This is a genomic window from Micromonospora sp. NBC_00898 (assembly GCF_045207895.1).
Lineage (GTDB): Bacteria > Actinomycetota > Actinomycetes > Mycobacteriales > Micromonosporaceae > Micromonospora.
On the sequence record NZ_CP108775.1, the window covers coordinates 4252041 to 4275776 of the forward strand.

Consider the following 23736-nt stretch of genomic DNA (forward strand, 5'->3'; position numbering starts at 1 on the left):
CACACGCTGGCGCGGACGACAACAACTTCATGATCAGGGCGGGGTACCAGCGGCGGGGTCAGGGTGAGGGGAGGGTGGAGAGCCAGCCGCGGAGATCGGCGCGTGCGGAGGAGAACCACCAGCAGGGCGGGGCGAGCGCGGTCACCGCGGCGAAGATCCGCGGGCGGGAGCGACGGGGGTAGCGCCAGACTTGACGTTCTCTCCACCCTGAAGGTCGGAGGTTCCCTCCGCGCCGCGTGCGGTACAGCGCGCGGCGCCTGGGCGGATTCCTGCTTCTCGGCGCAGTGCCGGCACGGGTGCCGGTCTTACCTGCGCTCCACAGGCGGTTAAACTCTCCCAGCGTCCCTGGGCGAGGATGTTGAGCGCCGCGTTGACGTCCCGGTCATGGATCGCCCCACAGGGGCAAGTCCACGACCGGACGGACAGCGGTTTGGGACCGTCGAGCCGACCGCACGCCGAGCACGTCTGCGACGTAGGCGCGAACCGGTTGATGCGGCCGAAGGCACGTCCGTACCGTGCGGCCTTGTACTCCAGCATGGCCGTGAAGCTGCCCCAGCCGGCGTCATGCACGGACTTGGCCAGCCGGGTGCGGGCGAGACCGGTCACGCACAGGTCCTCGACGTACACCGCTTGGTTGTCGCGGATGATCCGTGTCGAGAGCTTGTGTTGCCAGTCCCGCCGCGTGTCGGCCACCCGAGAGTGGGCGCGAGCGACCTTGACCGCGGCCTTCTTGCGGTTTTGCGACCCCTTGACCTTGCGGCACAGCGCCTTTTGCAGCGTGCGCAGCTTCCGCGCCGCCCGTCTGAGGAACTTCGGGGCGGTGACCTTCGTGCCGTCCGACAGGACCGCGAAATGGGTCAGTCCCAGGTCGATACCCACCTCGGTGTCTTTGGCAGGCAACGGCACGTCGGAGGCATGCACTACAAATGAGGCGAAGTACCGGCCGGCCGCGTCCCGGATGATCGTCACGGACGACGGTTCAGACGGCAGGTCACGCGACCAGCGAACCTGCACATCACCGATCTTCGGCAGTCTCAGCCGCCCGTTGTCCAGCAGCCGGAAGCGGGAGTTCTTGGTGAAGCGGATGGCTTGCCGGTTGTCCTTACGTGAGCGGAACCGCGGAGGGGCCACCCGCCGGCCCTTGCGCTTGCCGGTCAGCGAGGTGAAGAAGTTACGGTATGCGACATTAAGGTCGGCCAGTGCTTGCTGGAGTACCACGGCCGACACGTCGCCCAGCCACTTCCGCTCGGGAGTCTGCTTGGCCTCAGTGATGACCCGCTTCGACAGTCCGGCGTCCGACAGGTACGCCTCACCGTTCTCCCGAGCCTGCTGCCGTGCGCGCAGCCCGTCGTTGAACACCACCCGAGCGCATCCGAACGCCCGCGCCAGCGACCGCTGCTGCCTCGGCGTGGGGTAGACGCGGTAGTTGTACCGAAGCTGCATATCGGAACTCTTACATCACCCTATGACACAACTGCTAAGGCGTGCGTGCCAGTTCATATTGCGCTTCCTGCACGCCCATTTGGTTTCGAGTTCAACGGCGACGACAACACATCCACCTGATGGTCAACTTCCCACCCAAAGTGGCCCTGTCGAAGCTCGTCAACAGCCTCTGGCGTCTCCACCCGGCGGAAACGCCAGCAATTCCCCGACCTGGCACACCACTACTGGCAAGCGAACCGGCTGTGGTCGGGCTGCTACTTCGCGGGGTCAATCAGCGGCGCACCGATGACCGTGCTGCGTCACTTCATCGAACAGCAAACCCGGCCAGGTTTAGAGCACGCTCGAGCCTCGCGGCGCGACCGCGCGAGCCTGCACCACCGCCCTACCGGTCGGCGCACTGGCCAGCATCTCGGTAGCGCCGGGCGGCCCGCCCGCGGAAACGCGGGCGACCCGGGTGGCGGTGACGCTGGCGACGGAGCGACGTCGGCGGCGTCACCGCCGGACCGGGTGCGTCACTGACGGGTGTCCATCGAGGTCTGCAGCGCGCGGCGCATCTGCTCGCGCGCCTCGTCGGTGGTCTCGGGCTGCGGCTTGCGGGTGGGCTTGGTCGCCATTTCCAGTTCCCTTCCAGGGCGCGGACCACCGCGGCACGGTGGCCCTACGGGCGGTCGTGCTGAGCGCCGGGCAGCGGTCCGGGATCACCGGAGCGGCTCGCCTGGCAGCGTGAGCCCGGGTCGGTCCGACCCTGGAGGGAGGCGGCACCTGGTGTGGCGCCACCGCCCACGACCAGCGTCGCGGCGCGGCGCCGGTCCTTACCCAAGCTATCGTTCAGGTCCACATGCTGCCCAGTGTTCCCGACATCTGGACAAGCGCCGGGTCACCGGGCCAGGAAGTGCCAACCCAACCACCACCAGAAGCCGAACAGGCCGATCCGCCCCACCGGCACCGGCCCGACCTCGTACCGCATCACGAACGCGCAGACGTCGCCGAGCGGCGGCACCCGGGAACCCTCCCGCCGGGACGCCCACTCCACCGCGGCGAAGAGCAGCACCGCGGTCAGAAAGCCACCGATCGCCAGCGCCCGCATCATCGCCGCACCAGCCCCCAGAACGCGGCCAGCCAGGCGAACCAGGCCGTGGAGCGGACCAGGTGGTCCTCCAGCAGCGGATCCGCCAGCCGGGAGAAGGTGGGGAAGTCGTCGCCGATCGAGAGCACGAAGGTCGCCCCCTCGAACACCCCGAAGACGGTCACCGGCAGCAGCCACCAGACCGCGCCCGGCGCCAGCCGGTGGGGGGCGGGCCGACGGGGCACCCGGTTGCTCAGCCCGAGCCAGATCAGCGCCCCGCCGGTGCCCAGGGTGTAGAGGTTGGCCTGCGCGGAGAAGGACGGCAGCTGGCCGCCCACCAGGGAGAGGCAGACCAGCACCGGTACGGAGACGGCGGGACGGTCCCAGGCTCGGGGCGCCTCGGCGGTGAGCTCTCGGGGGTGATCCATCACCCGATTGTCCCCAGCGTCACGGAACGCGGGAAGACCGCCACACCCCGGAGTCGACCCTGATCTCAGACGGCGAGCAGCGCCCCGTCGAGCTCGGCCCGGATCCGATCGACCACCTCGTCGGCGCTGCCCCGGCCGGTGAAGCCGGCGGCGAACCGGTGACCACCGCCGCCCAGCGCCACTGCCACCCGGCTCACGTCCACCGCGCCCTTGCTCCGCAGCGACACCGCCCACTCCCCGGCCGCCACCTGCTTGACCACGCAGCTCACGTCCGCCTCGGCCGTGCAGCGCACCGAGTCGATCAGCGCCTCCAGCACGTACGGCGGCTGGTCGTGCCGGGCCAGGTCGGCCAGCGTGGCGTACGTCCAGACCAGGCCGCGCCCGCCGGCCGCCCCGGGTTCCAGGCAGGCCCGGCCGAGCACCTCGCCGAAGAGGCGGACGGCGCCGAACGGCCGGGTGTCGAAGATCCGCCGGGAGATGTCCCCCGGCCGGATGCCGGTGGCCAGCAGCCGGGCCGCCATCTCGTGCACCGCCGGGGTGGTCGCTTCGAAGCGGAACGAACCGGTGTCCGTGCTCAGCGCGACGTAGAAGCAGGCCGCGATGTCCGCGTCCAGCGGCACCCCGAGCCGGTCCAGCAGCCCCTCGGCGACCACCGAGGTCGCCGCCGCGTGCGGGTCGACCAGGTTGACGCCGCCGAACCGGGTGTTGGAGGCGTGGTGGTCGAGCACCAGCGACGCGCCCGCCGTGTCCAGCCGGTCCACCAGGTCACCCAGCCGCGACTCGCTCGCCGCGTCGAAGCAGATGACCAGGTCCGGATCCGGGTACGCGGCGTGCTGCGGCACCAGCAGGTCGAGCCCGGGCAGCCAGCGGAACGGCTCCGGCACCTCCGGTGGCCCGGGAAAGGTCGCCTGGAGCTGCCGTACGCCCAGCCGGCGCAGCGCCAACCCGAAGCCGAGCATGCTGCCGAGCGCGTCCCCGTCCGGGTTGACGTGGCAGATCAGCAGCACCCGCGCGCCGGCGGGAAGCTGGCGTACCGCGGCGACTGCGGCCGCCCACTCGGCCCCGGTGGGCGCCTCGGGGGCGCCCGCGGCGGCGTCGGTCACGGGCGGTCGCCGCCGCGCGGCTCGCCCTCGGTCCCGGCGGCCTCGGTCTCGGCGTCCTCGACCTCGTCCTCGAGGCGGTACGGCTGGGCCTCGCCCGCGTACTTGGCGCTGGCGGCCAGCCGCTGCACCTCGGCATCGGCGTTGCGGGCCGCCGCCAGCAGGTCGTCGATGTGCTTGACCTGGTCCTGCACGTCGTCGAGGACGAAGGTGAGGGTCGGCGAGTGCCGTAGCCCGAGGGCCTTGCCGACGGTGCTGCGCAGCATCCCCTTGGCGCTCTCCAGCGCGGCGGCGGTGCTGGCCTGGGCCGCCGCGTCGCCGAGCACCGTGTAGAACACCGTGGCGTCGCGCAGGTCGGCGGTGATCCGGGCGTCGGTGATGGTGATCATCCCGAGCCGGGGGTCCTTGATCTGGCTCCGCACCACCGACGCGACCAGTTCGCGGATGCGCTCCGCGTGCCGGCGTACCTTGGCCGGATCCGTCATCTCCCCCACCTCCAGGGCATCCTGCTCCCGGCCGGAAACGACGGCGCGGGGCACCGCCGGGCCCGACCGCCCAACACCTCGAACACTACCCGCGCGATCGTGGCCGTCGCGCGGGGCCGCCGGTGGCGACGGCCACGCCCGGGCCGACCGGCGCCGGAGTCAGTCTTCCTCGCCGTACAGCCGGCGGCGCACCGACAGCAGCTCGGCCTCGGGACGGGCGGCCACCAGGCGCTCGCACGAGTCGAGCACCTCACGGACGTGCGCCGCCTCGGCGGCCACCACGGCCACCGCTATCTCGGCCCGGCCGTGCAGGTCGAGCGCTCCCACTTCGGCGGCCGACACCTCGAAGCGGCGCAGTGCCGCGACGATCGGCCGTACATATGATCTTTTCGCCTTGAGCGACCGGGAGTCGCCCGGCAGCAGCAGGTCGAAGACCGCGGTTCCGGTGAACATCGCCCCGGACATTACGGTCACCCCCTGACGTGATCAAGGGGTTTACGCCTTTCGGCGTAAACCCCTTGATCACTGTGTCAGCACCGGATCAGGCGCGCGGCTTCTCCCGCATCTCGAAGGTCTCGATGATGTCGCCGGCCTGGACGTTGTTGTAACCGCCCAGCGTCAGACCACACTCGAAGCCCTCGCGGACCTCCGTCGCGTCGTCCTTGAACCGCTTGAGGGAGCTGATCGTGAGGTTGTCCGCCACGACCGACCCGTCCCGCAGCAGCCGCGCCTTGGCGTTGCGGCGGATGACGCCGGACCGGACGATACAGCCGGAGATGTTGCCGACCTTGGACGAGCGGAACACGTCGCGGATCTCCGCGGAGCCCAGCTCGACCTCCTCGTACTCCGGCTTGAGCAGCCCCTTGAGCGCGGCGTCAATCTCCTCGATGGCCTGGTAGATGACGGTGTAGTACCGGATCTCCACGCCCTCGCGGTCGGCGATCTCGCGGACCTTGTTGGCGGCCCGCACGTTGAAGCCGATGATCGTGACCGCCTCGGACGAGGCGCTCGCGAGCATGACGTCGCTCTCGGTGATCGCACCCACGCCCCGGTGGATGATCCTGAGCTGGACCTCCTCCGGGATGTCGAGGTTGAACAGCGCGTCCTCGAGGGCCTCCACGGAACCGGAGACATCGCCCTTGAGCACCAGGTTGAGCGAGGTCTTCTCGCCCTCCTTGAGCTGCTCCATGAGCGTCTCGAGGGTGGCCCGGCCACGGGAGTTGGCGAATGCCGCCGCCCGCCGTCGTGCCTGCCGCTGCTCGGCGATCTGGCGCACCGTGCGGTCGTCCTCGGCCGCCAGGAAGGTGTCACCCGCACCCGGCACCGCGGTCAGACCGAGCACCAGGACCGGACGGGCCGGACCCGCCTCGGCGACCTGGTTGCCGTTCTCGTCGAGCATCGCCCGGACCCGGCCGTGCGCCCCACCGGCGACGATCGAGTCGCCCGCCCGCAGGGTGCCCTTCTGCACCAGCACCGTCGCCACCGCACCGCGGCCCTTGTCCAGGTGCGCCTCGATCGCCACACCCTGCGCCGGCCCGTCGATCGGAGCGGTCAGCTCCAGCGACGCGTCGGCGGTCAGCAGGACCGCCTCGAGCAGCTCGTCGATGCCGATGCCCGGCTTCGCCGCCACGTTGACGAACATGGTCTCGCCGCCGTACTCCTCGGCGACCAGCCCGTACTCGGTCAACTGCTGGCGGACCTTGTCCGGGTTGGCCTCCGGCTTGTCGACCTTGTTGACCGCGACCACGATCGGCACGTCCGCCGCCTTGGCGTGGTTGAGCGCCTCGATGGTCTGCGGCATCACGCCGTCGTCGGCCGCCACCACGAGCACCACGATGTCCGTCACCTGGGCACCACGGGCACGCATGGCGGTGAACGCCTCGTGACCCGGGGTGTCGATGAAGGTCACCGCACGGTCCACACCGTCGTGCGGCACGTGGACCTGGTACGCGCCGATGTGCTGGGTGATGCCACCCGCCTCGCCGGCCACGACGTTCGCCTTGCGGATCGCGTCGAGCAGCTTGGTCTTACCGTGGTCGACGTGACCCATGACGGTCACCACCGGCGCACGGCTGACCAGGCGCTCCTCCGCGACCTCGGCGTCGAGGTCGATGTTGAACTGCGCGAGCAGCTCGCGGTCCTCGTCCTCCGGGCTGACGATCTGCACGTCGAAACCGAGGTGCTCACCCAGCAGCAGCAGGGTGTCGTCGGAGCAGGACTGGGTCGCGGTGACCATCTCGCCCAGGTTGAACATCTCCTGGACCAGCGAACCCGGGTTGGCGTTGATCCTGTCGGCGAAGTCCGACAGCGAGGCGCCACGGGAGAGCCGGACGACCTGACCCTGACCCCGGGGAGCACCCGAGCTCATGGTCGGAGCCGACAGGTTGTCGAACTCCTGTCTGCGCTGCTTCTTGGACTTGCGACCACGGGTCGGCCGACCGCCCGGACGCCCGAAGGCACCCGCGGCGCCACCGCCACGGCCACGACCGCCGCCACCCGGGCGACCGCCGCCACCGGCCGGGGCACCCGGACGGAAACCGCCACCGGGAGCACCGCCACCGCCGCCGCCACCGGGACCGCCACGGTAGCCACCGCCACCGCCGCCGCCACCGGGACCGCCGCGGAAGCCACCGCCACCGCCGCCGCCACCGCCAGGACCGCCGCGGAAGCCACCGCCACCGCCGCCGGGACGGCCTGCGCCGCCACCCGGTCCACCACGACCGGCACCGGGGCCGCCGGGGCGACCGGTGGTCGGACGCTGGCTCGGCATGGAGGCCGGGCTGGGCCGCGGCGGCATGGAGGCCGGGCTGGGCCGCGGCGGCATGCCGGCCGGGCTCGGCCGGGGACCGCCGGCGGCCGGGGGCCGCTGCTGCTGGCCACCCTGGATACCGAACGGGTTGTTACCGGCGCCGCGCGCCGGCGGACGACCGCCCGGCCGGGCACCCGGGCCCGGGGTCGGGCCACCGGGACGACCGGCGGCCGGGGCACCCGGACGCGGCGGCACCGCGTTCGGACCCGGACGCGGAGCCGGACCCGGACGGGGACCGCCCTCGGCCGGGGGCTCCCGGCGGACGTTCTCCCGCTGCTGCTGGCGGGCGGCCTGGGCGGCCTTGACCGCGGCCTCCTGCTCAGCCTTGAGGGCGGCGGCGCGCGCCTCGGCGGCCGCCACCTCGATGTCGTGCGCGCTCGCCGGCTTGGCGACCGGGGTCGCCGGCTGCGGCGGGCCGGGGACCGGGCCCGTGGGCTTCGGTCCAGGGGTCGGCGCGGTCGGCCGCCGGGGCGGCATCGGCCTGGCCGAGACCCGGGGGGCACCCGGGGTCGGGGGCGGCGTCGGGGTAGCCGCCGGCGCGGACGGAGCCGCCGACGGGGCGGCCGACGCCGGCGAACCGGCGGAGGCCACCAACGCGCTGCGCAGCCGTCGGGCGACGGGCGCCTCGACGGTGCTCGACGCGGACTTGACGAACTCGCCCATTTCCTTCAGCTTGGCGAGCACTGTCTTGCTCTCGACCCCGAGCTCCTTAGCAAGCTCGTGTACGCGGGCCTTACCTGCCACTGCACTCCTCACTCCGAGGTCGTGCGGGCAGCACCCGCAGCAACCTCACTCGTGCACTTGAAGCCTGGTCATTTCAGGGACTTCATCGTGTGCTCATGTCGGTCGTCCTACCTTGCTAGCGACCCTCGCCCGGTCGGGCTGACCGGACGTAGTGGTTGGCGCGTCAACATGCTCCGCCAGCTCACCGTGATCGAGGACCCCGGTGATGCGCAGTGCCCGCCCGAAGGCTCGGCGGCGCACCGCCTGCGCGAAGCAGGCCGGATCCGGGTGCATGTTCGCTCCCCGACCCGGCAGCCTGCGGGCCGGATCGGGCCGGAGGCTGTGACCAGCCTCGTCGCCGACCGCGACGATCCGCAGCAGTTCGCTGGCCGGCGCACGTCTCCGGCAGCCCACACAGGTGCGCTCCGGTAGCGCGCGTCGTACCACTGGAGAAAGTCTACCCCTAGCTGCTCGAGATCGCGCCGCCCGGCTCCGGCACGTGATCAGCTGCGCCCCGGCCGGCCGACTCGGTCTGCTCCGCGTCGGAGCGGATGTCGATCCGCCAACCGGTCAGTCGGGCGGCAAGCCGGGCATTCTGCCCCTCCCGGCCGATGGCCAGGGAGAGCTGGAAGTCCGGCACGGTGACCCGGGCCGCCCGGCTGGCCAGGTCGACGACCTCGACCCGCAGCGCCTTGGCCGGCGAGAGCGCGTTGCCGACGAAGGTCGCCGGGTCGTCCGACCAGTCGATGATGTCGATCTTCTCACCGTGCAGCTCGCTCATCACCGCCCGGACCCGCTGCCCCATCGGGCCGATGCAGGCGCCCTTGGCGTTCACGCCCGGCGTGGTGGAGCGGACCGCGATCTTCGTGCGGTGACCCGCCTCACGCGCGATCGCACCGATCTCGACCGTGCCGTCGGCGATCTCCGGCACCTCGAGGGCGAAGAGCTTCTTCACCAGTGCGGGGTGCGAACGGGACAACGTGATCTGCGGACCGCGCATTCCCTTGGCCACGTGCACCACGACACAGCGGATCCGCTCGCCGTGCGTGTACCGCTCGCCGGGGACCTGCTCGGACTGGGGCAGCACGCCCTCCAGCTTGCCCAGGTCGACGCTGACGATGCCCTTCTCGGCGCGCGCCTCGTGCGCCTGCACCACGCCGGTGACCAGGTCACCGTCGCGGCCGACGTACTCACCGAAGTGCACCTCGTCGGTGGCCTCCCGCAGCCGCTGGAGGATCACCTGCTTGGCCGTCATGGCGGCGATCCGGCCGAAGTCGTGCGGGGTGTCGTCCCACTCCCGCACCACGGTGCCGTCGTCGTCCAGCTCCTGGGCGTAGACCAGGGCGGCGCCCGACTTGCGGTCGATCTCCACCCGGGCGTGCGGCTCGGCGCCGTCGGTGTGCCGGTAGGCGGTCAGCAACGCGGTCTCGATCGCCGCGAGGATCGTGTCGAACGGGATCTCCCGCTCGCGCTCGAGTGCGCGCAGCGCCGCGAGGTCGATGTTCACCTCTCCTCGTCCTCCACATCATCTTCGTCGTCGATGTCGTCAGTTTCGTCGGCCTCGTCGGCCTCGTCGGCCTCGTCGGCGCCGTCCAGCTCGTCCGCCTCGTCGAGGCGGTTGAACTCGACCTGGACCCGACCGGGTCCGAGCTCGGCGTACCGGTGTTCCGCGCGGCCGGCGTCCGTCTCCAGCACCACGCGCTCGTCGTCGGCCTCGACCACCCGGCCGGTGACCTGCCGGTCCCCGGCGGCCCGCTGCTCGGGCAGCGCCGTCGCGCCGCGCACGGTCACCTTGACCAGCCGGCCGGCGTTACGCCGCCAGTGCCGGGGCAGGGTGAGCGGGCGGTCCACGCCCGGCGAGCTGACCTCGAGCTGGTATTCCCCCGCCACGAGGTCGCGACCGGCCTCCTCCGCGGCGTCCAACGCCGCGGAGACCGCGCGGGAGACGTCCGCGACGGCGTCCAGGTTGATCCCGCCGTCGGCGTCCACGATCACGCGTACGACGTGCCGTCGGCCGGCCCGGGAGACGGAGAGGTCCTCCAGGTCGTAGCCGGCGCCCTCGACCACCGGCTCGATCACCTCGCGCAGCCGCGCGCGCCGGGCGCCGAGGTCACCGCCGCGCGGTGCGCCGGCCCCGTCCCCGCCACGCGGCCCGTCGGCCCGCCGGGGTCGCCCGGACGGCCCGGTCGGCCTGGTGGCACGGCCACGCTGCGTCATCTGGCGCCCCTTCTCCTGATCGTGCTCCGGGCCCGGTCGGCCCGCCATGCCGGCACGCCACCGGGGCGGTCGCGCCCGGTGGCTGCGCAGAGCGTAACGCGCTCGGCGGCCGGCGGACCTGTCGGCGCACCGACGCTGGTGGCCCACGGACGGCCACGGATGGTGTTGACTTGTCCGGTGGCGACGGGCAGAACGACACAGCGCGACGGTGCACCGGGACATTCCCGGCGAAACGTGCTGCGCGCCGGGGCGCTGGTGGTGGTCGGCGGCGCGGCCGTACCGCTGACCGGCTGTGATCTTTTCGACCGCGACGACGACAAGCCGCCGCCGCCCGACCCGCTGGAGCCGCTGGCCGCCGAAGCCGCGGCGCTGGCCGCCCGGCACCGGGCCGCGATCGCCACGGACCCGGCCCTCGCCGACCGGCTCACCCCGATCGCCGACGCTCACCAGGCGCACGCCGATGAGCTGCGCCGGGTGATCGGCCGCCCGGCCCCTCCGGCGCTCCGACCGGCACGCCGGGCGCGTCCGGCGCCGCTGACCCGGCCGACGCGCTGGCCGGGCTGCGCGAGGCCGAGCGGGCCGGGCGGGACAACGCCGCGAAGGCCTGCGCGGCGGCGCCGGCCGAGCGGGCCGCGCTGCTCGGTTCCATCGCAGCCGCCCGGGCCACCCATCTGGAGGCGCTGAAGTGATCCCGCGTAACGCACCCGCCGGGCCCGCCGAGGCCCTCGGCGCCGCCCTCTCCGCCGAGTACGCGGCGATCTGGGCGTACGGCGTGATCGGCGTACGGCTCGCCGACGCCGCGCGGACCGCCGCCCGCGCCGCCGAGGCGGCCCACCGCGCCCGCCGCGACGCCCTGATCCTCCAGCTCAGCTCCGGCGGCGGTCGGGTCCCCGCCGACCGGGCCGGGTACGCCCTGCCGTACCCGGTGACCGACCGGGCCAGCGCGCTGAAGCTGGCGATCGAGGTGGAGGAGCGGACCGCCGGGTTCTGGCGGGCGGCCCTGCCGCACACCACGGGGGCGGACCGGAACCGCGCCCTGGCCGCGTTGACCGACTGCGCGCTGCGCGCCACCCGGTGGCGGCGCACGGCCGGGGTGACCCCGCTCACCGTCCCCTTCCCCGGCCGCCCGGTCTGAGCCGCACCCCGGCGGCGTCCCAGGTCACGGGCGCGGGCGTTCCGGTTGCGGGCCGCATACCAGGTATGCATACTCCGTTGCCATGTCCATCCGTCACGGGCTGCTCGCCCTGCTCGAACGCGGCCAGATGTACGGGTACCAGCTGCGCGCCGCCTTCGAGGAGTCGACCGGCTCGACCTGGCCGCTGAACATCGGGCAGGTCTACACCACCCTGTCCCGGCTGGAGCGGGACGGCCTGGTCCGCCCGTTGCCGGAGAACGAGGGCGGGCAGCGGCCGTACGAGATCACCGACGCCGGGCGGGCGGACCTGGCACTCTGGTTCGCCACCCCGATCAGCCGCACCGACCGGCCCCGGGACGAGCTGGCGATCAAGCTGGCCCTGGCGCTGACCACCCCCGGGGTGGACGTCCGGTCGGTGGTGCAGACCCAGCGCAGCGCGACCATGCGGGCGTTGCAGGAGTTGACCCGGTTGAAGTACGCCAGCGACAAGCCGGAGGACCTGCCCTGGCGGCTGGTGCTGGACGCGATGGTCTTCCAGGCCGAGGCGGAGATCCGCTGGCTGGACCACTGCGAGACGAGCCTGGTCCGCTACCGTCCCGCGCCATCCCGCCCGGCCGCGCCGGACACCGGCGACCCGGGGGTCGTGGGGCGCCCCGGGGAGGAGGCCCACCGGTGAGCGCGAGGAGCGAGCCGGGCCGGCGAGCCCCGCGGTTGCGAACGAGGACGATCCGATGACCGCGGCGGGCGGGGCGGTGCTGGAACTGCGGGACGTGCACCGGACCCACGGCGCCGGCGAGGCCGCCGTGCACGCGCTGCGCGGGGTCAGCCTCACGATCCGCCCCGGTGAGCTGGTCGCCGTGATGGGCCCCTCCGGCTCCGGGAAGTCGACCCTGTTGTCGCTCGCCGGCGGGCTGGACCGTCCCACCGCCGGTGAGGTGCTGGTCGAGGGGGCGGCGCTCGGCGGGCTGGACCGCCGGGAGCTGGCCCGGCTGCGGCGGCGGCGGATCGGCTACGTCTTCCAGGATCTCAACCTGCTCGGCAGCCTCACCGCGGCGGAGAACGTCGCGCTGCCGCTGGAACTCGACGGGACGGGCGTCCGGCAGGCCCGGAAGCTGGCCCTGGCCGCGCTGGCCGAGGTGGACCTCACCGGGCTGGGCGACCGCTTCCCGGACCAGATGTCCGGCGGTCAGCAGCAGCGGGTGGCGATCGCCCGGGCCCTGGTCGGCGAGCGCCGGCTGGTGCTCGCCGACGAGCCGACCGGGGCGCTCGACTCGCAGGCCGGCGAGGCGGTGCTGCACCTGCTGCGCCGCCGGGTGGACGCCGGCGCGGCGGGGGTGCTGGTCACCCACGAGGCCCGGCACGCCGGCTGGGCGGACCGGGTGGTCTTCCTCCGGGACGGGGTGCTGGTGGACTCGACGGCGCCGCTGGTCGGCGTCGAGCAGCTGCTGACCGGCAGCGGGCGGTGAGCCGGGGCCGGTTCGCCGGGGCGGTCGGCTCGTGGCTGGTCGCGCTGCGCATCGCGCGGCGGGAGGCCCGGCGGGCACGGGGTCGTACCGCGCTGGTGCTGGCGATGATCACGCTGCCCGTGCTGGTGCTCAGCTTCACCGCGGTGAGCTGGGACATGGCGCAGCTGACCCGGGCCGAGAAGCTGGACCGGCGGCTCGGGGGCGCGGACGCGGAGCTGCGCTGGTCGGCCGAAAACGCGCTGGTCCAGGACGCCTGGGGGGAGAACACCTGGCCGGCCCGGGGCGAGACGGTGCCGCGGACCCGCCCGGTGACGGCCGCCGAGATGTCGGCGCTGCTGCCCCCGGGCAGTCGGGTCAGCCCGGTCCGCTGGTGGGTCCCGTTCGAGGTCCGGCTCGACGGCCGGGACGTGCCGTTCGACGCGCGCAGCGTGGACCTGACCGATCCCGTCGCCCGACCGCTGGCCCGGCTGCGCGCCGGCCGGCGGCCCGCCGCGCCCGCCGAGATCGCGGTCAGCCGGCCGGCCCTGCGCCGCCTGGGGGTGCCGCTCGGCGGCACGGTCCGTACCGCGGACGGCGGTGGACCGTACCGGGTGGTCGGGGTGGTGGAGTTCCCGGACAACCTGCGCGAGGTGGTCGCGATGCGGCCGGAGGCGGCGGCCGGGCCGGTCGCCCCGTCCGACGAGAGCTGGCTGGTGGACGTGCCCGGACGGCTGGACCCGGCGCTGGTCGACCGGCTCAACGCGCGCGGCGTGGCGGTACGCGCCCGCACCGCCCTGCCCGGCCGGGACGAGGTGGCCGACGGCGACACGTCCATGCCGGACGCCGAGGAGGCGAGCGACGCCGTGCTGGTCGGCGGCCTCGGCCTGCTGGAGGTGGTGCTGCTGGTCGGGCCGGCCTTCGCGGTCGGCGTGCGGCGGCGGCGGCGGGACCTCGCGCTGGTCGCGGTGGCGGGCGGCGACCACGTGCACCTGCGCCGGGTGGTGCTGGCCGACGGCGTGGTGCTCGGCGCGGGCGGGGCGGCGCTCGGGCTGCTGCTCGGCACCGCCGCGGCGGTCGCCGGCCGGCCGCTGGTCGAGCAGTACCTCACCGCCGCCCGCTCCGGCGGGTACCGCGTCTTCCCGGCCGCGCTGGCCGCGATCGCCGCGGTCGCGGTCCTCGCCGGGGTGCTGGCCGCGCTGGCGCCGGCCTGGACCGCCGCACGGGAGGACGTGGTGGCCGGGTTGGCCGGGCGGCGCAGCCCACCCCGCCACCGCCGGCGCTGGCTGGTCGCCGGGGTGCTGCTCACCCTCGGCGGCGCCGCCGTCGCCGCGCTCGGCGCCGCCCGGACCGCCCCGACGATGATCCTGGCCGGGCTGATCCTCGGCGAGCTGGGCCTGGTCTTCGGCACCCCCACGCTGATCGGACTGCTCGCCGGGGCCGGCCGGCTGCTGCCGCTGGCGCCGCGGCTCGCGCTGCGCGACGCCAGCCGCAACCGCGCCTCCGCCGCGCCGGCCATCTCCGCGGTGATGGCCGCGGTCGCCGGCAGCGTCGCCCTCGGCGTCTACGTGGCCAGCGACGACGCCCGCAACCGGGCGGACTGGCAGCCCGGCATCCCACCCGGCAACGTGCTGCTGCTGGGCACGGGCGCCACCACCACCGAACTGCCCCCACCGGCGCAGGTGGCCGAGCGGGTCCGGGCCGTCCTGCCGGACGGCACGGTGGCCCGGCTCGACGTGCCCGCCTGCGCCGCGCCGATGTCCCCGGACGACTACTGCCTCCCTGCGGCGGCGGTCCCGCCGGACCGGCAGTGCCCCTACGACCTGACCGGGTACCTGACCGCCGACGGCCGCCGACGGGCCCTCGCCGATCCGCGCTGCGCCCGGCCGTCGCGCAACCCGGACGGCCTCTACCTGCCGGCGTACGTGGACGACGGCTCAGCCCTGCCCGCGCTCACCGGCGCCCCGGCCGGCGAGGTGGCCGCCGCCACCCGGATGCTCCGGTCCGGCGGGGTGGTGGTGACCGACCCGCGGCAGGTGGTGGACGGGCGGGTGGGCGTCACCGTCAGCCGGACCACCGCCCGGCAGGACCCGCCGTCCACGACCACCACCACGACCACCCTGCCCGGCTACGCGCTGCGCGGCGGCCTGCCGGTCGACCGGCTCATCCTCTCCGCCGCGGCGACGGCCCGGCTCGGCCTGGTCGGCGAGCAGCTCGGCTACGTGGTCGACACCACCGGACCGCCGACGACGGCGCAGCGGCAACGACTCGCCGCCGACCTGCCGCGGCTGGGTCCGCTCCAGATGCAGGTGGAGCAGGACGAGCCGGCTTCGGACCGGCGACCGCTGCTGCTCCTGCTGGCGGTCGGCTCCGGCGTGATCACGCTGGGCGCCGCCGGGGTGGCCACCGGGCTCGCCGCCGCCGAGGGCCGCCGGGACCTGTCCACCCTGGCCGCGGTGGGCGCCAGCCCGCGGGTGCGCCGGGTGCTCTCGCTCTGCCAGGCCGGCGTGATCGCGGTGCTCGGCTCCGTGCTGGGCATCGTCGCCGGTCTCGGCTCGGCGCTGATCATCCTCGCCTCGGTGAACCGCCGGTACGCCGCGGCCTGGCCGGTCGAGACGCCGTACCCGGTGGTGGTGCCCTGGCTGACCCTCGGCGTGCTGGTGGTGGTCCCGCTGGTGGCGATGCTCGGGGCAGGGCTGCTGACCCGGTCCCGGCTGCCCGTCGAGCGCCGGCTGGAGTGACAGGCTCCGATATGCGCCGGTCCGCTCGGGGGGTGCCGCCGCGGCGGCGGAGCCGGCAGACTGAGCCCGTGTCCGCCCTGGGAACCCTCACGCGCCGACTCGGCCACCAGAAGTGGTTCGGCGCCACGATGCGCCTGCTCGTCCCCGCCGACCGCCTGGTCGGCCGACTCACGAAGGGCCGGGTGGTCGCGCTCGGCCTGGTGCCCTCCCTGGTCATCACCACCACCGGCCGCCGCTCCGGCCGGCCCCGCAACAACCCCCTGCTGTACGTGCCGGACGGCGACGCGTACGTGGTGATCGGGTCGAACTGGGGGCAGCAGCACCAGCCTGGCTGGGCGCTGAACCTGCTGGCCCAGCCGGCCGCCGAGGTGGACGTCAAGGGGCGCCGCATGCCGGTGCGCGCCGAGGTGGCCACCGGCGCGGAGCGGGAACAGCTGTGGCGGCTGCTGGTCACCGAGTGGCCCGCGTACCGGACGTACGTCGAGCGGGCCGGCGGCCGGGAGATCCGCGTCTTCCGGCTGGTCCCGGTCGGCGCGGCACCGGCCGGCACCGATCCGGCCTGACCTCGGGCGCGGCACGCCGGCGCGGCGGACCGTCGTGGCTAGGGTGGTGGGCGGCGGACGGCCGACGCCGGCCCGAGCCGGTCCGGGCGACGACGCGCGCGGCCGTCGGGCGGCCGGGTGGTCCCCCGGCGCGGACGGAGGTGACGCGTGGACACCAGCGACATGGAGCTGGGGACCGGCCCGCACCTGGACGATCCACGGTGGCGGGTCGCCGAGCGGGTGAGCGCGGCGGCGCTGCGCCGCTTCCCGGCCGACATCCTCGCCGTCGCGGTGCACGGCCCGCTCGCCCACGGCGACGACGACGGCGGCGGGGACGGTGAGGTCGGGCTGCTGCTGGTCACCTACCGGCCGGGCAGCGGCCCGGACCCGGCCACCCGGCGGGTGGCCGGGGTGCTGGTCGACCTGACCGTCGCCGGGGCCGACGACTACCTTCGGCAGGCCCGCACGATCACCCCGCTCTGGCCGCTGACCGCCGACCGGTACGTCACCACCCGGGCGCTGCACGACCCGACCGGGTGGCTGCGCGCCCTGCGCGACGAGCACCTGGCCCGGCTGGCCCGGGCCCGACCGGCCGAGTTCAGCGGCGCCGCCCGGCAGGCGTGGTACCGGGGCAGCGCCGCGCACGCCCGCGCCGCCCGGCTCGCCGAGTGGTACGAGACCGACCAGGCGCTGCTGATGCTCGGCGAGGCACGGCTGGCCGCAGCCACCGTGAACGGGCTGCTCAGCCGCACCTACTTCCGGGACCCGGGGGACGCGGTCCGGCGTACCGGGCTGGCCGGGGCGGACATGACCGAGGTCGGCGCGGTGCTGGCCCGCCAGGCCGAGGAACTGGCCGCCCGCGGCCGCCCGGTCGACGGCACGGTCGACGACCTCCTCACCCCCTGACGACGACGCCGCCCGGGTTGGGTCAGCCGACGTTGCCCTGGATGCCGATGAGGGCCCCGACCAGGTACGTGGCGGCGGCGGCCGCGGCGCCCAGCAGGAACTGGCGCAGGCCGCTGGTCCACCAGGGACGGTTGGTGAACCGGGCGACGACCGCCCCGGCCACGAAAAGCCCCACCCCGCCGACGCCCAGCGCCAGCCAGAGGCTGGTGAAGCCGATCAGGTAGGTCAGCAGCGGGACCAGGGCACCGAGGGAGAAGCAGAGGAACGACGAGATCGCCGCCGACCACGGGCTGGGCTGCTCGTCGGGGTCGACGCCCAACTCCTCCCGGACGTGCACCCGCAGCGCCTCCTCCGGGTTGCGCCGGACCGCGTCGGCCACCTGCATCGCCAGGTCGCGGGGGAGCCCCCGGGCGACCCACGCGTCGGCCAGCTCACGGGCCTCCGCCTCGGGATGCCGTTCCAGCTCGCGCCGCTCCTTGGCCACCTCGGCGGCGACCTGCTCGTTGGCCGAGCGGACGCTGGTGTACTCGCCCAGCCCCATCGAGATGGCGCCGGCGACCAGGCCGGCCATGCCGGTCAGCACGACACTCTTCGGCGACACGCCACCGCCGCCGACACCCGCGATCAGGGCGATGTTGGTGACCAGTCCGTCCATCGCGCCGAACACGGCCGGCCGCAGCCAGCCGCCGGACACGTCCGCGTGGTGCGCCTCGCGCAGCGCCGCCGGGGTCTCGGTCACGGCAGGGTCAGGATCTCGTAGCCGTCGTCGGTCACGACGATCGTGTGCTCGAACTGGGCCGTCCACCTCCGGTCCTTGGTGACCACCGTCCAACCGTCATCCCACATGTCGTACTGGTAGGTGCCGAGGGTGATCATCGGCTCGATGGTGAAGGTCATCCCCGGCTCCATGATGTCGGTCGGCCGGGGGCTGTCGTAGTGCGGCACGTAGAGGCCGCTGTGGAACGCCTCGCCGATGCCGTGGCCGGTGAAGTCGCGGACCACGCCGTAGCCGAACCGCTTGGCGTACGACTCGATGACCCGGCCGATCACGTTGATCTGCCGTCCCGGGGCGACGGCCTTGATGCCCCGCATCATCGCCGTGTGGGTCCGCTCGACCAGCAGCCGCGCCTCCTCGCTCACCTCGCCCACGCAGAACGTGGCGTCGGTGTCCCCGTGCACGCCGCCGATGTACGCGGTGACGTCGACGTTGATGATGTCGCCGTCGGCCAGCACGGTCGAGTCGGGGATGCCGTGGCAGATCACCTCGTTGAGGCTGGTGCAGCAGGACTTCGGGAAGCCCTTGTAGCCCAGCGTCGACGGGTAGGCGCCGTGGTCGACCAGGAACTCGTGCACCACCTTGTCGATCTCGTCGGTGGTCACGCCCGGCTTGCAGTGCTCCCCGGCGAGCCGGGTGGCCTGGGCGGCGAGCCGGCTGGCGACGCGCATCTTCTCGATGGTCTCCGGCGTCTGCACGTGCGAGCCACGCCACTCCTGGGGACGCTTCTTGCCCACGTACTCCGGACGCGGGATGTGGGCGGGGACCGCTCGCCACGGGGAGAGCGTGCCTGGGGTCAGCGGCGCACGGACGGTCATGCGGACAGCCTATCGCCGCGCGCCGGGGTGACCCCCGCCACGGGCTGCTCACGCGGGTTGTTGCCGCGCCCCGCCGGCTGTGCCATTGTGGCTCCGTGGATCAAGGGGGCGCACCTCCCGTCTTCTCCGCCACCGCGGAGGTCGACGGTGATCAGCTCCGTGTGCTGGTGACCGGCGAGGTCGACATGGCCACCGCCGACACCATGCTGCAGACCGCCCTCCGTGAGCCGGCCAGGCACGTCACCGTGGATCTCCGCGCGGTCACCTTCTTCGACTCAGCGGCCATCCACGCCCTGGTCCGGCTCGCCCAGCGCTTCCCCGGCGCGTTGACCGTGCTGCCGTCCCGGCAGGTCCGCCGGGTGCTGGAGATCTCCGGCCTCGGCGAGCAGGAGTGGCTCCAGCCGGCCTGACCCCGCATCACCGGCCAGCCGCCCCGCCGCTGACCGCCCCGGCGGCCGGCGCCGTCGACCACCCCGGCAGCCCACCCCGCCGCCCGGTCCGGCTCAGTCGCGCAGCTGCCGGCGCAGCGTCACCTCGGTGCCCTCGGCGGTACGCCGCACCGTCAGGTCACCGAGCGCCCCGATCAGCGCCAGCCCTCGCCCCCGGAAGCCCGAGCCGGCGGACTCCCGCCACCGCCCGCTGTCGCGGACCGTGGCGACCACCGCCCGGTCCTCGATCGTCACCTCCACCCCGATCACCGGCTCGGCCGGCGACACCGGGTGTTCGATGGCGTTCGCGGCGGCCTCGGAGATCGCCACGGTGAGGTCGAACAGGTCGTCCTCACCCACCCGGTGGGCGACGAGAAAGTCCTCCAGCCGCTTGCGCAGCACGCTGAGCCGGGTCGGGTCGGCCGGCAGCCGCAGCACGAACCGGTTCAGCTCGACCGCCTCCAGGGCCAGCACGGCCACGTCGTCGTGCCGGGGCCGGCCGGTGACCCGCTCGACCACCGCGTCGAGCAGGTCGGCCACGTGCTCGCCCGGGCTCGCGGCGTCCAGGCGGAGCTGGTCCAGCGCGGCGTCGATGCCGAGGTGCCGATCCTCGATCAAGCCGTCGGTGTAGAGCAGCAGGCGACCGCCGGGGGGCAGCTCACCCTCGACGGTCCGGTACGCCGCCCGCGGGATCGCCCCGATCGGCGGACCGAGGGCTCGATCGTGCAGGAACGCCACGTCGTCTCCGCGGATCAGCAGGGGGGACGGGTGTCCCGCGCTGGCGTACCGCAGCCGGCCGGTGCGCGGGGAGAACCAGAGGCAGACGACGGTGGCGAAGGAGCCGCCCTCGGTGGAGCCGACCAGCCGGTTCAGCCGGGTCAGCGCCTGGCCCGGGTCGAAGCCCTCCAGGACGTACGCCCGCAGCGCGTTGCGCAGCTGGCCCATCGCGGCGGCGGCCCGGACGCCCTTGCCCACGACGTCGCCGATGACCAGCACCAGTTCGTCGTCGGCGGCGCCGATGACGTCGTACCAGTCACCGCCGACCTCGACGTCGGCGCTGCCCGGCAGGTAGCGGCTGGCCACCACGGCGCCGGGCAGCTGCGGCAGCGTACGCGGCAGCAGGCTGTGCTGCAGGGTGGTGGCGATCCGGTGCTCGGCCTCGTAGAGCTGGGCGTTCTCCAGCCGCACGCCGACCAGGCGGGCCAGCTGGGTCAGCGCGGCCTGCTCGGTGCCGTCGTCCTCGCGCTGCCAGACCCGCAGCTCCCCGAGCTGCTCGCCGGTGGTGCCGCTGAGCGGCAGCACCGTCGACGGCTCGGCGGCGGCCTCGCCGCCGCCGTCCGCCTCGTAGCGGGCCCCGGTGGCGGTGACCACGACCCGGGGGGCCTCGGTCAGGCTGAGCGCGTGCCGGGCGGCGACCTGCACCACGTCGGCCGTGGAGCGGGCGGTGTTGATCGCCACGGCGGCGTCGGCCAGGGCGCGCAGCCGGCGGATGATCTGGCCGCGCAGCTGGCCCAGCTCGACGTTGGCCCGGACCCGGGCGATCAGCTCCTGGCTGGAGAAGGGCTTGGTGAGGTAGTCGTCCGCGCCGACCGAGAGCCCGGCGACCGCCTCGGCCGAGCCGGCCCGGGCGGAGAGCAGCACGATCGGCACGTGCCGGGTGACCGGGTTCGCGCGCAGCGCGGTGACCAGCCCGAAGCCGTCCAGCCGCGGCATCATCACGTCGGTCAGCACCAGGTCGAACGGGGTGTCGACGGCCAGCCGGAGCGCCTCCACGCCGTCCGGCACGGCCACCACCTCGTAGCTGTGGGCGAGCAGCCGGGTGACGTGTTCGCGCAGGTCCGCGTTGTCGTCGGCGAGCAGGATCCGGCCGCCGCCGCCGCCGCCGGCCGGCGCGGCGGCCGGTTCGGGCAGGCCCGCGGGCGGCGCGACCTCGTCGGTCCAGAGGGCGGTCTCGGCGACGTAGAGCCGGGCCTGCTCCGGCTCGGTCAGCGGCGCCGGGGGGAAGGTGGCCACCCGGTCGACGGGCAGGTGCCCGTGCCCGAACGGGACGGTGACGGCGAAGGTGGTCCCCTCGTCGACCCGGCTGCGCACCTCCACCGTGCCGCCGTGCATCTCGGCCAGCTCGCGGACCAGCGCCAGCCCGATCCCGGTGCCCTCGTGGGAGCGGGAGCGGACGCCCGGTACCCGGTGGAACCGCTCGAAGACGTGCGGCAGCTCCTCCGGCGCGATGCCGACCCCGGTGTCGCTGACCTCCACCCGGGCGGCCCCGTCGGCCGCGCGGACCCGGACCCGGATCTCGCCGTCAAAGGTGAACTTGACCGCGTTCGAGACCAGGTTGAGGACGATCTTCTCCCACATGTCCCGGTCGACGTGGACCGGCGCGGGCAGGGGCGGGCAGTCCACCACCAGGCGCAGCCCGGCCCGCTCGACCGCCGAGCGGAAGGTGCTGGCCAGCCGGGACGTGTAGTCGGCGAGGTCGGTGGGCTGGTAGTGGGCGGCCAGCCGGCCGGACTCCAGCCGGGAGAAGTCCAGCACGGTGTTGACCAGCTTGAGCAGCCGCAACGCGTTGCGGTGCATCATGGTCAGCCGCTCGGTGTACCGCGCGGGCAGGCCCGGGTCGGCGAGCAGGTCCTCCAGCGGCCCCAGGACCAGCGTCAGCGGGGTGCGGAACTCGTGGCTGACGTTGGCGAAGAAGTTGGTCTTGGCGCGGTCCAGCGCGGCCAGTTCCGCGGCCCGCGCCCGTTCCTGCTCGTACGCCCGCTGCTTGCCGACCGCGCGGGAGATCTGCGCCGCGACCAGGTCGGTGAAATCGCGGTACTCGTCGGTGAGCGGCAGCCGGCGACCGAGCCCGAGCACCAGCACGCCGGCCGGCTCGTTGGTCGCGGTGATCGGCAGCACCAGAGCGTGTTCGGCGGCGTCCGGCGGCAGCCCACCGAGCAGGTCGCCGACCGGCACCGGCCGGACCTGCTCCGCCGCCCCCGTGGCGACCGGCGGTGCCGGCGGCCCGCCGACGACCTGGCCGGGGTCGACGCCGGCCCAGCCGGCCAGCTCCGGGACGCCCTCGGCGTCGTCCAGCCAGAGCAGGCTGAACGGCACGTCCGCCCGGTGTCCGGCGAGGACCCGCGCGGCGACCTGGCCGAGTTCCCGGGTGCTGGCCACGTCGGCGAGCTGGGAGCCCAGCTCGGCCAGGGCGCGCAGCCGACGCTCGCCGAGCACCCGACCGGTGGTCTCGTTGACGAAGCAGAAGATGCCGTTGACCGTGCCGTCGGCGTCGCGAATCGGGTCGTACGAGATGTCGAAGTAGACGTCCTCCAGGAAGCCGTGCCGGTCGATGACGAAGGGGTGGTCCTCGCCCCGGTACGGCTCGCCGGTGCGGCGCACGCCGTCCAGCAGCGGGCCGAGCACGTCCCAGGTCTCCGCCCAGTGGACGGAGGCCGGCTGCCCGATCACCGCGGGGTGCTTCACCCCGATCGTCGGCCGGTACGCGTCGTTGTAGAAGGCGCGGTGCTCGTCACCCCAGAACATCACGATCTGGGCCCGGGAGGAGAGCATCATGCTGACGGCGTGGCGCAGCGCCGGGGGCCAGGTCGCCGGCTCGCCCAGCGGGGTGGTGGACCAGTCGAAGGCGTGCAGCCGCTCACCCATCTCGCCGCCGGCGGCGAAGGCCGCGGTCAGCAGCGGTGGCAGCTCCGCCTCGCCGGTCCCCGAGGACGAGCCTCGCCCGTCCTCGCCCCCCTGGGCCGAGCTCATGCAGCCTCCCGCTCCGGCCAACGTCCGCGACGGCCGACGAAGCCTCGCCGACCGTGCCCGCCTACTACCCCGACGGAGGAGCAACGTAACGCATGGCGGTCGGCGGTCGCTGGTTACCTACGCCTCATCCTGACGTAACCGTCGGCGGTCGGCGAGCGCGCCAGGCGCGGAAGGCCACGCGTCGCATCCACGACGATGTGATCTGCGCAACAGGCCCCGCCGGTCAGCGGCGGGTGGCCCGGACCAGCGCGGCCACCGGGCGCGGGTCCGGATCGTTCTCCGGATGCCACTGCACGCCCAGCAGGAAGCGCCGCCGCGGATCCTCCAGCGCCTCCACCACCCCGTCGTCGGCCCATCCGGTGACCATCAGGTCACCGGGGTCGGCCACCGCCTGGTGGTGGTAGGAGTTGACCCGGTCCACCCCGGCCAGCACCGACCCGGCCAGGCTGTCGGGGGCGAACCGCACCGGGTGCGCGCCGAACACCCCGGGCGCCGGGCGGTGCCGGTCGTGACCGACCACGTCCGGCAGGTGCTGGTGCAGCGCGCCGCCGTGGGCGACGGCGAGGAGCTGCATCCCCCGGCACACGCCGAGCACCGGCAGGTCCGCGGCCAGCGCCGCGCCGAGCAGGGCCAGCTCGCCCGCGTCCCGGTCGGGGCGGCTCTCGGTACGCGGGTCGGGCGGCTGGCCGTACCGCTCCGGGCCGACGTCGGCGCCGCCGGCGAGGAGCAGGCCGTCGAGCACGCCGACCACCTCCGCGTCGAGGTCGTCCGGGGGCAGCAGCACGGCCCGGCCGCCGGAGGCGGTGACCGCCCGGACGTACGCCTGCGGCACCAGCGCCGCCGGCACGTCCCGCCACACCGCCCAGCCGGCCGGCTCGACGTACGCGGTGATCCCGATCAGCGGCCGGCTCACCGGGCCTGCACCGTT

21 protein-coding genes and 2 pseudogenes are annotated in these 23736 nt (G+C 74.3%); 9 read left to right on the top strand and 14 right to left on the bottom strand.

The annotated features are described in order from the left end of the window. Positions 1–141: 141 nt before the first annotated feature. Positions 142–1443, bottom strand: a complete 1302-nt coding sequence (locus OG799_RS20635) for an RNA-guided endonuclease InsQ/TnpB family protein (protein WP_406036802.1) — start codon at positions 1441–1443, stop codon at positions 142–144. 183 nt (positions 1444–1626) lie between these two features. On the opposite strand from OG799_RS20635, the pseudogene OG799_RS20640 reads away from it, so the two are divergent. Then, a pseudogene (locus tag OG799_RS20640) lies at positions 1627–1962 on the top strand (transposase); the annotation flags it as partial. A 358-nt stretch (positions 1963–2320) separates the two neighbouring features. On the opposite strand, the gene OG799_RS20645 reads toward OG799_RS20640, so the two are convergent. From OG799_RS20645 to rimP, 9 genes are all read right to left on the bottom strand, one after another. Then, positions 2321–2530, bottom strand: coding sequence for a DUF6186 family protein (locus OG799_RS20645; protein ID WP_406046353.1), 210 nt, complete (start codon positions 2528–2530; stop codon positions 2321–2323). Continuing rightward, complete coding sequence (locus OG799_RS20650; RefSeq protein ID WP_406036803.1) at positions 2530–2937, bottom strand: hypothetical protein; 408 nt, start codon at positions 2935–2937, stop codon at positions 2530–2532. The genes OG799_RS20645 and OG799_RS20650 overlap by 1 nt, the downstream gene beginning before the upstream one ends. A gap of 65 nt (positions 2938–3002) precedes the next feature. Beyond that, positions 3003–4040 (bottom strand): bifunctional oligoribonuclease/PAP phosphatase NrnA, encoded by a 1038-nt coding sequence (locus tag OG799_RS20655; protein WP_406036804.1) that lies wholly within the window; start codon positions 4038–4040, stop codon positions 3003–3005. Then, complete coding sequence (gene rbfA, locus OG799_RS20660) at positions 4037–4522, bottom strand: 30S ribosome-binding factor RbfA (protein ID WP_406036805.1); 486 nt, start codon at positions 4520–4522, stop codon at positions 4037–4039. The genes OG799_RS20655 and rbfA overlap by 4 nt, the downstream gene beginning before the upstream one ends. A 159-nt stretch (positions 4523–4681) precedes the next feature. Then, positions 4682–4975, bottom strand: a complete 294-nt coding sequence (locus tag OG799_RS20665) for a DUF503 domain-containing protein (RefSeq protein ID WP_406036806.1) — start codon at positions 4973–4975, stop codon at positions 4682–4684. Positions 4976–5063: 88 nt separating this feature from the next. Continuing rightward, positions 5064–8075 carry a translation initiation factor IF-2 gene (gene infB, locus OG799_RS20670; RefSeq protein ID WP_406036807.1) on the bottom strand — a complete coding sequence of 1004 codons (3012 nt, stop codon included), beginning with the start codon at positions 8073–8075 and terminating at the stop codon, positions 5064–5066. A 93-nt stretch (positions 8076–8168) separates the two neighbouring features. Then, positions 8169–8501, bottom strand: a complete 333-nt coding sequence (locus OG799_RS20675) for a YlxR family protein (RefSeq protein WP_350680569.1) — start codon at positions 8499–8501, stop codon at positions 8169–8171. Between the two features lie 16 nt (positions 8502–8517). Beyond that, the gene (gene nusA / locus OG799_RS20680; RefSeq protein WP_406036808.1) at positions 8518–9561 is read right to left on the bottom strand and encodes a transcription termination factor NusA; all 1044 of its coding nucleotides are present in this window, start codon (positions 9559–9561) and stop codon (positions 8518–8520) included. Then, positions 9558–10271 carry a ribosome maturation factor RimP gene (gene rimP, locus OG799_RS20685; RefSeq protein WP_406036809.1) on the bottom strand — a complete coding sequence of 238 codons (714 nt, stop codon included), beginning with the start codon at positions 10269–10271 and terminating at the stop codon, positions 9558–9560. The genes nusA and rimP overlap by 4 nt, the downstream gene beginning before the upstream one ends. Before the next feature lie 234 nt (positions 10272–10505). Here rimP and OG799_RS20690 point away from each other — a divergent pair. The 7 genes and pseudogenes from OG799_RS20690 to OG799_RS20720 all read left to right on the top strand — a co-directional run bounded on the left by OG799_RS20690 (position 10506) and on the right by OG799_RS20720 (position 17037). Then, a pseudogene (locus tag OG799_RS20690) lies at positions 10506–10960 on the top strand (hypothetical protein). Beyond that, complete coding sequence (locus OG799_RS20695) at positions 10957–11406, top strand: ferritin-like domain-containing protein (protein ID WP_406036810.1); 450 nt, start codon at positions 10957–10959, stop codon at positions 11404–11406. Before OG799_RS20690 ends, OG799_RS20695 begins: the two are co-directional and overlap by 4 nt. Before the next feature lie 82 nt (positions 11407–11488). Continuing rightward, complete coding sequence (locus OG799_RS20700) at positions 11489–12082, top strand: PadR family transcriptional regulator (RefSeq protein ID WP_406036811.1); 594 nt, start codon at positions 11489–11491, stop codon at positions 12080–12082. Between the two features lie 55 nt (positions 12083–12137). After that, positions 12138–12872, top strand: coding sequence for an ABC transporter ATP-binding protein (locus OG799_RS20705; RefSeq protein ID WP_406036812.1), 735 nt, complete (start codon positions 12138–12140; stop codon positions 12870–12872). Beyond that, entirely contained in the window at positions 12869–15589 is a 2721-nt protein-coding gene (locus OG799_RS20710) for an FtsX-like permease family protein (RefSeq protein ID WP_406036813.1), read from the top strand. The genes OG799_RS20705 and OG799_RS20710 overlap by 4 nt, the downstream gene beginning before the upstream one ends. Before the next feature lie 68 nt (positions 15590–15657). Next, positions 15658–16152 carry a nitroreductase family deazaflavin-dependent oxidoreductase gene (locus OG799_RS20715; RefSeq protein ID WP_406036814.1) on the top strand — a complete coding sequence of 165 codons (495 nt, stop codon included), beginning with the start codon at positions 15658–15660 and terminating at the stop codon, positions 16150–16152. A 162-nt stretch (positions 16153–16314) separates the two neighbouring features. Continuing rightward, positions 16315–17037, top strand: a complete 723-nt coding sequence (locus OG799_RS20720; RefSeq protein WP_406046354.1) for a nucleotidyltransferase domain-containing protein — start codon at positions 16315–16317, stop codon at positions 17035–17037. 22 nt (positions 17038–17059) lie between these two features. On the opposite strand, the gene OG799_RS20725 is transcribed toward OG799_RS20720, so the two are convergent. Both OG799_RS20725 and map read right to left on the bottom strand, forming a co-directional pair. After that, positions 17060–17776, bottom strand: coding sequence for a VIT1/CCC1 transporter family protein (locus OG799_RS20725; RefSeq protein ID WP_406036815.1), 717 nt, complete (start codon positions 17774–17776; stop codon positions 17060–17062). Continuing rightward, entirely contained in the window at positions 17773–18630 is an 858-nt protein-coding gene (gene map, locus OG799_RS20730; RefSeq protein WP_406036816.1) for a type I methionyl aminopeptidase, read from the bottom strand. Before map ends, OG799_RS20725 begins: the two co-directional genes overlap by 4 nt. A 95-nt stretch (positions 18631–18725) precedes the next feature. Here map and OG799_RS20735 point away from each other — a divergent pair, with 95 nt between their 5' ends. Then, entirely contained in the window at positions 18726–19040 is a 315-nt protein-coding gene (locus OG799_RS20735) for an STAS domain-containing protein (RefSeq protein WP_406036817.1), read from the top strand. Positions 19041–19133: 93 nt separating this feature from the next. Here the strand turns inward: OG799_RS20735 and OG799_RS20740 are convergent, their stop codons facing one another. Both OG799_RS20740 and OG799_RS20745 read right to left on the bottom strand, forming a co-directional pair. Next, complete coding sequence (locus OG799_RS20740) at positions 19134–22808, bottom strand: SpoIIE family protein phosphatase (RefSeq protein WP_406036818.1); 3675 nt, start codon at positions 22806–22808, stop codon at positions 19134–19136. A gap of 223 nt (positions 22809–23031) precedes the next feature. Then, entirely contained in the window at positions 23032–23721 is a 690-nt protein-coding gene (locus OG799_RS20745; RefSeq protein ID WP_406036819.1) for a gamma-glutamyl-gamma-aminobutyrate hydrolase family protein, read from the bottom strand. Positions 23722–23736 lie beyond the last annotated feature (15 nt).